This window comes from Methylobacterium sp. J-078 (assembly GCF_022829285.1).
GTDB lineage: Bacteria > Pseudomonadota > Alphaproteobacteria > Rhizobiales > Beijerinckiaceae > Methylobacterium.
This window is the reverse complement of sequence record NZ_JAKSYI010000126.1, coordinates 1-11,108: the sequence shown is the minus strand read 5'-3', so window position 1 is coordinate 11,108 and position 11,108 is coordinate 1. Positions and strand designations below refer to the sequence as shown.

At 69.2% G+C, this 11,108-nt stretch carries 11 protein-coding genes; 3 read left to right on the top strand and 8 right to left on the bottom strand.

All coding sequences use genetic code 11. The features are described from left to right. On the top strand, positions 1-729 hold a 729-nt coding region (locus MKK58_RS22625), incomplete at its 5' end, for a DNA translocase FtsK (RefSeq protein ID WP_279578520.1). 3 nt (positions 730-732) lie between these two features. Here MKK58_RS22625 and MKK58_RS22620 read toward each other — a convergent pair. From MKK58_RS22620 to MKK58_RS22610, 3 genes are read right to left on the bottom strand one after another with little or no spacing between them, the layout of a single operon-like run. Then, a complete protein-coding gene (locus MKK58_RS22620; RefSeq protein WP_243915044.1) occupies positions 733-1,053 on the bottom strand; it encodes a YnfA family protein in 321 nt (106 codons plus the stop codon). Positions 1,054-1,063: 10 nt separating this feature from the next. Beyond that, entirely contained in the window at positions 1,064-2,104 is a 1,041-nt protein-coding gene (locus MKK58_RS22615; RefSeq protein ID WP_243915043.1) for an aldose epimerase family protein, read from the bottom strand. Between the two features lie 29 nt (positions 2,105-2,133). Beyond that, positions 2,134-3,942 (bottom strand): ABC transporter ATP-binding protein, encoded by a 1,809-nt coding sequence (locus tag MKK58_RS22610; protein WP_243915042.1) that lies wholly within the window; start codon positions 3,940-3,942, stop codon positions 2,134-2,136. Between the two features lie 154 nt (positions 3,943-4,096). Here MKK58_RS22610 and MKK58_RS22605 point away from each other — a divergent pair, with 154 nt between their 5' ends. Continuing rightward, positions 4,097-5,023: a metal ABC transporter substrate-binding protein gene (locus tag MKK58_RS22605; RefSeq protein ID WP_243915041.1), complete on the top strand. Its 927-nt coding sequence runs from the start codon at positions 4,097-4,099 to the stop codon at positions 5,021-5,023. Positions 5,024-5,027: 4 nt separating this feature from the next. On the opposite strand, the gene moaD is transcribed toward MKK58_RS22605, so the two are convergent. The 4 genes from moaD to MKK58_RS22585 all read right to left on the bottom strand — a co-directional run bounded on the left by moaD (position 5,028) and on the right by MKK58_RS22585 (position 8,831). After that, positions 5,028-5,279 carry a molybdopterin converting factor subunit 1 gene (gene moaD / locus MKK58_RS22600; protein WP_243915040.1) on the bottom strand — a complete coding sequence of 84 codons (252 nt, stop codon included), beginning with the start codon at positions 5,277-5,279 and terminating at the stop codon, positions 5,028-5,030. Between the two features lie 14 nt (positions 5,280-5,293). Beyond that, complete coding sequence (gene pgsA, locus MKK58_RS22595) at positions 5,294-5,893, bottom strand: CDP-diacylglycerol--glycerol-3-phosphate 3-phosphatidyltransferase (RefSeq protein ID WP_238281780.1); 600 nt, start codon at positions 5,891-5,893, stop codon at positions 5,294-5,296. Positions 5,894-5,951: 58 nt separating this feature from the next. Continuing rightward, positions 5,952-8,030: an excinuclease ABC subunit UvrC gene (gene uvrC, locus MKK58_RS22590; RefSeq protein WP_243915039.1), complete on the bottom strand. Its 2,079-nt coding sequence runs from the start codon at positions 8,028-8,030 to the stop codon at positions 5,952-5,954. A gap of 66 nt (positions 8,031-8,096) precedes the next feature. Further along, entirely contained in the window at positions 8,097-8,831 is a 735-nt protein-coding gene (locus MKK58_RS22585; RefSeq protein WP_243915038.1) for a protein phosphatase CheZ, read from the bottom strand. 245 nt (positions 8,832-9,076) lie between these two features. Between MKK58_RS22585 and MKK58_RS22580 the strand changes: the two genes are divergently transcribed. Continuing rightward, complete coding sequence (locus MKK58_RS22580) at positions 9,077-9,904, top strand: L,D-transpeptidase (RefSeq protein WP_243915045.1); 828 nt, start codon at positions 9,077-9,079, stop codon at positions 9,902-9,904. A 58-nt stretch (positions 9,905-9,962) separates the two neighbouring features. Here MKK58_RS22580 and MKK58_RS22575 read toward each other — a convergent pair whose 3' ends face one another. After that, positions 9,963-10,691: a DUF2076 domain-containing protein gene (locus MKK58_RS22575; RefSeq protein WP_243915036.1), complete on the bottom strand. Its 729-nt coding sequence runs from the start codon at positions 10,689-10,691 to the stop codon at positions 9,963-9,965. Positions 10,692-11,108: the final 417 nt, after the last annotated feature.

Below are 11,108 nucleotides of genomic sequence, written 5' to 3'. Positions count from 1 at the left end.
GCCGTCTACGAGACGGAGGAGATGGACCTCTCGGCGCTGCCCTACATCGTGATCGTGGTCGACGAGATGGCCGACCTGATGATGGTGGCGGGCAAGGACATCGAGGGCGCGATCCAGCGGCTGGCGCAGATGGCGCGCGCGGCCGGCATCCACCTGATCATGGCGACCCAGCGCCCCTCGGTCGACGTGATCACCGGCACGATCAAGGCGAACTTTCCGACCCGGATCAGCTTCCAGGTCACGTCGAAGATCGACAGCCGCACGATTCTCGGCGAGATGGGCGCCGAGCAGCTGCTGGGCCAGGGCGACATGCTGTTCATGGCCGGCGGCGGGCGCACCACCCGCGTGCACGGGCCGTTCTGCTCGGATTCGGAGGTCGAGAGCGTGGTCGCCCACCTCAAGCGCCAGGGCCGGCCCTCCTACCTCGAGGCCGTCACCGCCGACGAGGACGGTGCGTCGGGGTCTAAGGGCGATGAGATCGAGGTGGACGGCGCGGTCTTCGATCAGGGCAGCTTCGGCGAGGCCGGTGGAGACCTCTACGATCAAGCGGTGCAGGTGGTGCTGCGGGACAAGAAGGCGTCCACCTCCTATATCCAGCGCCGCCTCCAGATCGGCTACAACCGCGCCGCCTCGCTGATGGAGAAGATGGAGATCGAGGGCATCGTCGGCCCGGCCAACCATGCCGGCAAGCGCGAGATCCTGATCGAGGCGGACCCGCACCAGGGGTAGAGCCTATCCGCGGGGGCCGAACAGGATGACGGCGGCTCCGACGAGGCAGATCGCGGCCCCGCAGATGTCCCATCGATCGGGCCGGTGGTGCTCCACCAGCCAGAGCCAGAGTAGCGACGCGGCGATGTAGAGGCCGCCATAGGCCGCATAGGCCCGGCCCGCCGCTTCGCTCTCGACCCGGGTGAGCAGGGCCGCGAACAGGATCAGTGCAGCAATCCCGGGCAGGAGCCACAGGGCCGAGCGCCCGAGGCGGGCCCAGGCCCAGAACGCGAAGCAGCCGCCGATCTCCGCGAGGGCCGCGGCGGCGTAGACGAGGAGGGTCATGCGCCGAGCCTCATCGATCAACCGTGAAGCGATAGGTCGTGGTCGCGCGGAACTGCTCGTCCGGCCGCAGCACGGTGCTGGGGAAGTTCGGGTGGTTCGGCGCATCCGGGAACCCCTGCGCCTCGAAGCAGACTCCGTCGCCCGCCCGGTAGAGGCCGCCGCCCGTTCCCGTCACCGTCCCGTCGAGCATGTTGGCGGTGTAGAGCTGAAGCCCGGGCTGGGTGGTCGCCACGGCGAGGCGGCGCCCGCTCGAAGGATCGACGGCCTCGGCCACGACCCGCAGGGTGCCGTCGCCCCCGACGACGTAGGTATGATCGTATCCGTGCGCCAGGGCGAGTTGCGGGTGCGCCTCCCGGATGCGCGCGCCGAGGGTCGTGGGCGTACGGAAGTCGAACGGCGTTCCGGCGACGGACAGGAAGGTACCGGTCGGGATCTGCTCGGCGTCGGTCTCGAGAACGGAGTCCGCCGCGATGGAGACGCGGTGGCCGAGGACATCACCCGCGCCTTCGCCCGCGAGGTTGAAATAGCTGTGGTTGGTAAGGCTGAGGATCGTCGGCCGGTCCGTGACGGCGGCGTAATCGATGGCGAGTGTATCGTCCGCCTCCAGGCTGTAGGTAACCGTCACGTCGAGATTGCCCGGAAAACCCTGGTCGCCGTCGGGTGATCGGTAGGCGAGGGTGAGGCGGTGCGCCTCGGCGCGCTCCACCCGCCAGACCCGCCGGTCGAACCCTTCCGGGCCGCCATGCATGGTGTTGCGCCCCTCGTTCGCCGGCAGGCGATGATCCCGGCCGTCGAGGCGGAAGCGCCCCCCCGCGATGCGGTTGGCGTAGCGCCCGACGAGGGCGCCGAAATGGGCGTCGCTCGCCTCGTAGCCGGCGAGATCCCGGGCGCCGAGGACGATGTTGGCGCGGTAGCCGGTCCGGTCCGGAACCTCTATGCGCCGGACGATCCCGCCGTAATCGAGGATCTCCACACGCACGACGCCCCGCGTCAGGGTGTGAGCGGTGACGGCCTCACCCGCCCTGGTCCGACCGAACGGCTCTGCCTGCATGGAAACACCCCGGCTCGACTTTGGACCGCTCAACGCGCGAGCCCGGCCTCCGTCGCCGGAGGCGGAGGGTCAGCGTCATCGGAATCCCCGGATAGCTGCATCCGGTGGAGCCGCGCATAGGCCTCGCCGGAGGCGAGCAAGGTCTCGTGGGTTCCGCTCTCGACGATCCGGCCCGCCTCCATGACGACGATGCGGTCGGCGTTGCGGACCGTGGAGAGGCGATGCGCGATCACCAGCGTGGTGCGCCCCGCCATCAGACGCAGGAGGGCGGACTGGACGAGGCGCTCGGATTCGGAATCGAGGGCGCTCGTCGCCTCGTCGAGGAGGAGGATCGGCGCGTCCTTGAGAAAGGCGCGGGCGAGCGAGATGCGCTGGCGCTCGCCCCCCGACAGGCGCCCTCCCGAGGGGCCGACGGCGAAATCGTAGCCCTCCGGCAGGCGGCTGATGAAGCCGTGCGCCGCCGCCGCTTCGGCCGCCGCCTCGATCTCCGCGCGGCTGGCGCCCGGACGCCCGAAGCCGATATTCGCCGCGATCGTGTCGTCGAACAGCACGATGTCCTGTGAGACCACCGCCACGGCGGCCCGCAGGGAGCCGAGGGTGACGGACCGGATGTCTTGACCGTCGATGCTGACCGTGCCTTCGGTGACGTCGTAGAGGCGCGGCACGAGGTTCAGGAGGGACGATTTCCCCGACCCGGAGCGGCCGACCAGCGCGACCGTCGCCCCCGCCGGGACGGTCAGGTCGATGCCCTCCAGGGCCGGCGCATCGGCGCGGTAGCGGAATCGGACATCCGTGAAGCGGATCTCGCCGCCCGCCATCCGGAGGGGGCGTGCCTCGGCGTGTTCGCGGATCTGGGGTGCCTCGTCCATCAGGGCGAAGTAGCGTTGCAGGGCGGCACCGGCCTCCTGCAGGATGGCGTTGAGGGAGCCGAGGGTGCGGATCGGCTGCGAAGCGAGAAGGAGCGCCGTGACGTAGCCGGTAAAATCCCCCACCGTCCGGTCGCCCGAGGTTACCCGCTGGCCGACGAGGGCCAGCACGGCCGCCACCGCGAAGCCGCCGCCGATCTCGAGGAGCGGGTCGAGGCGTCCGCGGGCATTGGCAGCCTTCATCTTGAGGCGGCGTACCTCTTCGAAGGCGCCCTCGGCCCGGCCCTTCAGGTAGCCTTCGAGGGCGTAGGTCTTGGCGATGCGCGCGCCCTGCAGGCTCTCGGTGATGAGGCTGGCTGTCAGGCCCATGCGCTCCTGCGTACTGGTCGAGACCCGGCGCAGCTTCTTGCCGACCCGGCCGATCGGGCCCGCGACGAAGGGCACCACCACGCCGGCCACGAGGGTGAGGACCGGGTCCATCCACAGGAGCGCCGCCACCAGAGCGATCAGCATTGCGATGTCGCGCAGGAGCACCGTGGAAATGCGGGTCAGGGCCTCCTTGATGAAGGCGAAATCCGTGGTGAAGCGCTGCGTGAACGCCGCCGGGCTCTCACGGCCGAGCTGCGCCAGATCGGAGTCGATGAGGTGCCCATAGAGGGCGGCCTGCATGTCGGCCTCGACGCGGGTGACGACCCGGTTGGTCAGCACCGTCTGACCGAACAGCGCGAAGCCACGGATCGACGTGATGGCGATGACGATGATCGGCGCGTAGGCGAGGGCCGCCAGGTCCTTCTTGTCGAAGGCGTCGAAGGCGAGCTTGATGAGCGTCGGATAGAGGCCCGTGGCCGCCCCCACGATGGCGATGAGTACCAGCACCACCGCCAGCGTCGCCCGGTGGGGGCGGAGCCAGATCCGCCAGACCCGCGTCAGGAGGGGCAGGATGTCGACCTTGGGAAGCGCCCGTCGCGCCATGCTGATCCGCTCTTTCCGTCTGCGTGAGGCCGTGCGCCGCGATGCTGCGGGGTGTTTGCGTCCCCGCACGCGGCAGATCAAGCGAAAGCCGAACGGCTTGGAAATGTGATAATGTTACAGTATTGGCTGGCGGACCCGTCACAAGGATCCGTCGATGTCGTCCTGGCGCCCATTCCCGCGCATCCTGCTTCTCGCCCTGCTCCTCCTCGGTTGCGGCGGACACGCCCACGCCGATGCGTCCCAGCTGAAGGCCGTGGCGACGTTCTCGATCCTCGGGGACCTCGTGGCGCAGGTCGGCGGCGACCGGGTCGCCGTCACCACCCTGGTCCAGCCGAACGCCGATGCGCACGGCTACACGCCGGCGCCCAGCGATGCCCGTACCCTCGCCGAGGCGCGGATCGTCGTCGTGAACGGGCTGGGGCTCGAAGGCTGGATCGACCGCCTGATCAAGGCCTCGGGCACCCGGGCCCCGGTCGTCGTCGCCTCGGCCGGCATCAAGCCGATCGAAGCCAGCGACGACGACCACGGCCATGCGCATGCCCATGGCCACCACGACGATCCCCATGCCTGGCAGAACGTCGCCAACGTCAAGCGCTACGTCGCCAACATCCGGGACGCCCTCGCACGGGTCGATCCGGAGCACGCGGGTACCTATGCCGACAACGCGAAGTCCTATCTCGCAACCCTCGACGGGCTCGACGCGCAGGTGCGCGCGGCGATCGCCGCCATCCCGAGCGCCCAGCGCCGGGTGATCACCACGCACGACGCCTTCGGCTACTTCACGGCGGCCTACGGTCTGAAGTTCATCGCCCCCCAGGGTGTCTCGACCGACAGCGAGGCGAGCCCCCGCGACGTCGCCCGGATCATCCGCCAGATCCGCCAGGAGAAGGTCCCGGCCGTGTTTCTCGAGAACATCGCCGATCCGCGCCTGATGCAGCAGATCGCCCGCGAGAGCGGGGCCGCGATCGGCGGCAAGGTCTTCTCGGACGCCCTGTCCGGACCGGAGGGACCGGCTCCGAACTACGTGGCGATGATGCGCAACAACGTCTCGGCCTTCACCGCGGCCCTGTCGAAGCCGTGACGCCTCAGCCGCCGGTCATCGGCGGGAAGAAGGCGATCTCGGAAGCGCCCGCGATGGGCGCTTCCGGCTTGGCGTGGACGCGGTCGATGGCGACCCGCACGAGGCCGGTGGTTTCGAAGGCGTAGGCGTATTCCTCGCCGCGTTCCCGCAGCCACGCCACCAGATCCGCCACCGTGACGAGGCCGGCGGGCAGGTCGACGGTTTCCTCGGCCTTGCCGACGCGCTCACGCACCCAGGCAAAATAGACGAGCTTCATGGAAATGCTGCCCTTCAGCGCGGATCGTCGATGACGTGCTTGATGCCCGCCCGCATGTAGTCCCAGCCGGTGTAGAGCGTCAGGGCGGCGGCGAGCCACAGCAGCACCGCGCCGGTCCAGACGGTGCCGGGCAGGATCGACTCGCCGGCCGGGCCCGCCACCAGGAAGCCGATCGCGACGAGCTGCACCGTGGTCTTCCACTTGGCGACCTTGCTCACGGGCACACCGACCTTCAGTTCGGCCAGATACTCCCGCAGGCCCGAGACCAGGATCTCCCGGCACAGGATCACGATGGCGGCCCACAGCGTCCAGCCATGGATGGTGTTGTCGGCCGCCAGCATCAGCAGGCAGGCGGCCACCAGCAACTTGTCGGCGATCGGATCGAGCATGCGCCCGAGCGCCGAACTCTGGTCGTAGGTCCGCGCCACGTAGCCGTCGAGGTAGTCCGTGATGGCCGCCAGGATGTACACGCCCAGCGCCCCGAAGCGCGCCCCGGGCTCGGTCGGCCAATAGAGCAGGGCGACCACCACCGGGACCGCCACGAGGCGCCCGTAGGTCAGGCAGTTCGCCAACGTCCAGGCGGGCGAGCGGCGTCGGGTGAGGACGGGATTCATCGAAGGCGTGAAACCATGTGCGGGGGTGGGGGTCAACCGCGCGGACGGGGTGTCGTCCTCAGGTCTGCGTATGGAAGAAGTCATAGACGGCTCGGGCAGTGGCGGCATTCACACCCGGCGCCTTCGCCAGATCCTCGAAGGCGGCGCGCTGGATCGCCTTCACGGTTCCGAAATGGTGAAGCAGGGCGCGCTTCCGGCTCGGGCCGATGCCGGCGATCTCGTCCAATGGGTTCTTCACCATCTCGCGCTTGCGCTTGGCGCGGTGCGTGCCGATGGCGAAGCGGTGCGCCTCGTCGCGCAGGCGCTGGACGAAGTAGAGGGTCGGGTCGCGGGGCGGCAGCTTGAAGGGTGGGCGGCCGGGGACGAAGAAGGTCTCGCGGCCCGCGTCGCGGTCGCGCCCCTTGGCGATTCCCACCAGGGAGACGTCGGTGACGCCGATTTCCTCCAGGGCGGTCCGCGCCGCATCGAGCTGGCCCTTGCCGCCGTCGATGAGCACGAGGTCTGGCCAGACCGGCAGGGTGTCGCTCTCCGGGGCCGCCTCGGCCACGGTCTCCGACACGCCGCCGTCGCTCGCGGCGATCGCGGCCTCCCGCGCGGTGCGCGGGTTCTCCTTGACCAGCCGCTTGAAGCGGCGCTGCAGCACCTCGCGCATCATCCCGTAATCGTCGCCCGGGGTCAGCTCCTCCGACTTGATGTTGAAGGTGCGGTAATGCTGCTTGGCGAAGCCCGTCGGTCCGGCGACAATCATGCCGCCGACGGCGTTCGTGCCCATGATGTGCGAGTTGTCGTAGACCTCGATACGGCGGGGCGCCGCCGGCAACCCGAACGATTGCCCCAGGGCGGTGAGGAGCTTGCCCTGCGAAGCGGTGTCGGCGAGGCGCCGGCCGAGCGCCTCCTTGGCATTGCGTTGGGCGTACTCGACGAGGTTCTTGCGCTCGCCGCGCTGCGGCTGATGGATGTCGACCCGGTAATCCGTGCGGGTCGAGAGAGCGGCCGCCAGGAGCTCGGCATCCTCGATCGCGTGTGAGACGAGAACGATGCGCGGGGCCGGCTTGTCGTCGTAGAACTGTCCGATGAAGGAGGCCAGCACCTCGTCCGGCGTCATGGTGCGGTCGGCCTTCGGGAAATAGGCGCGGTTGCCCCAGTTCTGGAAGTTGCGGAAGAAGAACACCTCGATGCAGAACTGGCCGGCCTGTTCGTCGAGGGCGAAGACGTCCGCCTCCTCGACGCCTTGGGTGTTCACCCCTTGCGTGCCCTGGATCGCCGAGAGCGCGGCGATGCGGTCGCGGAAGCGCGCGGCCCGCTCGAACTCCATGGTCTCGGAGGCCGCCTGCATCTCCTCCCGCATGCGGTCCTTCACGGCGTTCGACTTGCCGGCGAGGAACGCCTTGGCGTTGTCGGCGAGGCCCTGGTACTCGGGCAGGGCGATCTCGCCGGTGCACGGGCCGGCACAACGCTTGATCTGGTAGAGCAGGCAGGGCCGGGTCCGGTTCTCGTAGTAGCTGTCGGTGCAGGTGCGCAGCAGGAACGCGCGCTGGAGGGCGTTCACGGTTCTGTTCACCGCCCAGACGCTGGCGAAGGGGCCGTAATAGCTGCCCTTGCGGCGGCGGGCGCCGCGATGCTTGACGATCTGCGGCGCTTCCGAATCCGCCGTGACGAGGATGTAGGGGAACGACTTGTCGTCCCGCATCAACACGTTGAAGCGCGGCTTCAACTGCTTGATGAGGTTGGCCTCGAGGAGCAGCGCCTCGGTTTCGGTGGCGGTGGTGACGAACTCCATCGCCGCCGTCTGCGAGATCATGCGGGCGATGCGGTTGGAATGCGCCTGACCCCGCGCATAGTAGCCGACCCGGGCCTTCAGGTTCTTGGCCTTGCCGACGTAGAGCACGTCGCCCTTGTCGTCGAACATCCGGTAGACGCCCGGCGAGGTCGGCAGGGTGGTCCAGAATCGCCGGATCACCTCCGTGCCGGCCTTGACGGCGCCTTCCTCGAAATCGAAGTCGATTTCGGGGGCGTCGTCGGCCTGGGCGTGGTCCTGCGCCTCCTCGGCGGCGTCCTCCCGGAACCCGTCCTGGTCGTCGAAACCGTCCGGGGGCAGATCCTTCGCGGAGCGGTCTTTCGAGGGGGCGCGGCTCATGCGGCTGACTTAAGCCTCGCGTCTCGGGGAGGGAAGGGGCGGCCGGATGCCGGCGGCCCGCCCCGTTCAGTCGAACAGCGCGTCGATGTCGCCCTGGTCGACATGGCCGATGTCGTCGGCGAGCCGTGGCCCGTTGAGGAGCGAGGTCTCGTCGTCGATGTCGATCCGGCCGGGCGCGGTCCCGAGGAGGTCGCTGAAGTTGTCGAGTCCGCCCCAGGCGTCGATCATCCGGTCGAGATGCTCCTCGATGAACTTCAGGACGCCGACGATCTTGTTGATGCGCTGGCCGGTGAGATCCTGGAAGTTGCAGGCCTCGAAGGCGACCACGACGCGATCGAGGATCGCATCGATGTTCTCGCGTCCCGCCATGCTTGTGCTCATGGCCCGCAGCATGCTGGCGTTGGTCTCGATCTCCTCGATGGCCCCCAGGATGGTGCTGGTGGCGCGCTCGGTGGAATCGACGACGGCGTCGAGTTCGCCGGCGACCCGGCGCATGCCTTTGCCGGTGTTCTCGGACCGATAGAGGGTCGCAATCTCCTGCTTGGTGCGCGTGATCGCGTCCTTCATCACGTCGAGTTCGGAACGCATGGCGAAGGCTTCGTTCAGCTCGCGTCGGCAGGCCTCGATGGTCTCGACGGTGCTCGTCTGCGTCACCTTCCGCAGATCCTGGATCGCCGAGAGAATCTCGTCGAGGCGCTTGTTGCTGAGGTTCACCGCATCGGCGGAGGCGGCCGGCGCGGCCTGTCCGGCCGGGAGCGCGAGCCCGAGGCTGTCCTCGATGCGGTAACGTTTCATGGTCATCGGTCGCGATCAGCCGGCAGGAGGGAAGCCGGATGAAAGTGAACCGAACAGATTGCCATTTCTTGAACGTGGCAACGCTCCGGCAACCTTTACCGGACGTTCACGCTGATTTCGCGCAGGTGTTCGTCCGTGGCCCCGAAAGGGACGATTCACCACGTTCCTTCACCGTGTGCTCGCCAGCGCGCCCAATCCTGTCCGCGTGCCGTCCCCTCGCGGGGCGGGAGCGGTTGCGGAGCGTGACGGTGATGCGGTTCAAGGAATGTGTGGCTGCGGCCTGCCTGGTGGCGGGGCTCGCGGCGCAGGGCGCGCAGGCCCAGACATCGGGCGCGGAACGTGCAGGCGCCTATGGCGGCGGGTTCATCGAGTTCCTGATGAGCGACCAGCGCGGGTCCGTCTCGCCGCGACCCGTGCGCGCCGCGCTCAGTGACGACGGCGTGCTGCCGCGTCATGCCTCTGCCTACGGCTACGGCGGCCCCGGTAGTCCGCGCGTCTTGCACTCCGGCGAACGCGTCCCCGAGGCACCCGGACCCCGCGTGGACTACGTGCCGGCCCAGGCGCCCGTGCGGCTCGCGGCCCTGCCGCCGGACCGCGCGATCGAGCCAGCCGTCGAGTCGATCGCGCGCGCACCCGACGCCCGGTTTGCCCGGCAGGTGGTGGCCTATGACGGCCCGCAGCGGCCCGGAACGATCGTCGTCGATACGCCTGCCAAGTACCTCTACCTGGTACAGCCCGGCCGCCAGGCGATCCGCTACGGCATCGGCGTCGGCCGGCCCGGTTTCGCCTGGTCGGGCCTGAAGACGATCAGTCAGAAGCGGGAATGGCCGGACTGGACGCCGCCGGCCGAAATGATCAGGCGCCGGCCGGACCTGCCGCGGCACATGGCGGGCGGACCCACCAATCCCCTCGGCGCCCGCGCCTTGTATCTCGGCTCGTCGCTCTACCGGATCCACGGCACGAACGAGCCGCACACGATCGGCCAGAACGTGTCGTCGGGCTGCATCCGGATGATGAACGAGGACGTCATCGATCTGTACGAGCGCACGCCGGTCGGCACGCGCGTCGAAGTGCTCTGAGGTACGCGATTTAAAGGAAGGGCCGGCACCCCGCTTCAGGTGCCGGCCCGGTCTCGGATCAAACCCAGTCGTCGTCGCCGCCGCCGCCGAGGTCACCGCCGAAATCGCCGCCGGCGTCATCCGCGAACGACGCGTCCTGGAAGCCGTCGTTGCCGCCACCGAGGGCCGCGCCGAGATCGTTGTTTCCTCCAAAGCCCGCCGCATCCGCGCCCGGCGTGCCACCGAGGCCCGCGGCCGCGGCGCTGCCGAGCTGCGAATGGCCGCCCGCGAAGGCGTTCGAGAGAGCGCTGCCGAGGAGCATGCCGCCCGCGGCACCCGCCGCCATCGGCAGGGCGGTCGCCATGAAGCCGCCGCCACGCGCCGGTGCCGCCTGCTGGCCGGCCCAGGGACCACCCTGCTGCGGTCCGCCGTAACCCGGCTGCTGCCCGTAACCGGGCTGCGGCTGCCCGTATCCGGGCTGGCCGCCCTGGTTGCCCCAGGCTCCGCCCTGACGCGGCGGCTCGGGCTGGCGGGAGGACCCGCCGCCGAAGATGCTCGACAGGAAGCCGCCGCCGCCCTGGGGCTGTTGCTGCTGGCCGGAGCGGCGCAGCTGCTCGAGCTGCTCGTTCAGGCTCTTGATCGCCTCTTCCTGCACGTAGATGAGCTGCGCCATCGCGTAGGGCGCGTAGGGCTGGGCCCGGATTTTCTCGGCAATGAAGCGCTCGGCTTCCGCGTCGCGGGGCTGGCTCGAAGCCTGCTCCAGGCGCTGGAAAATGCCGCCGATGACGTCGCGTTCTTCGCTGTTCATGGAGTTGTCCTCCTGGGGCAAGCCGGCGGGGTATCGACCCGCTCAGGCGGGTCACAGATGGGGGTGCCGCCGGCCTTTGTCAGGGGTTCAACGCAAACTTTGCCGTCCCGGATGCATCGACCCGCCGAGAATGTGTACGCCTTCGGACATGGGCGCTCACGAGGAAGAGCCCGGCCGCGTGGCGGCCGGGCTCTGTGCTGTTCTCGGCAGGTCCCGCGCGGGCCGGGGTCGGCCGGGCGGGATCGCGTGGGGTCGGCTTAGTACGAGCCGAACTTGTAGTTCAGGCCGGCGCGCACGACGACGAACTCGTCGGAGCGGCGGTTGTTGTAGCCGGTGGTGACCACGCCGGGGGTGTTGACCGAGTAGGTCGCGCCGGTGGCGGGCGAGTAGGCGAACACGCCGTTGTTGGCGTTGTCG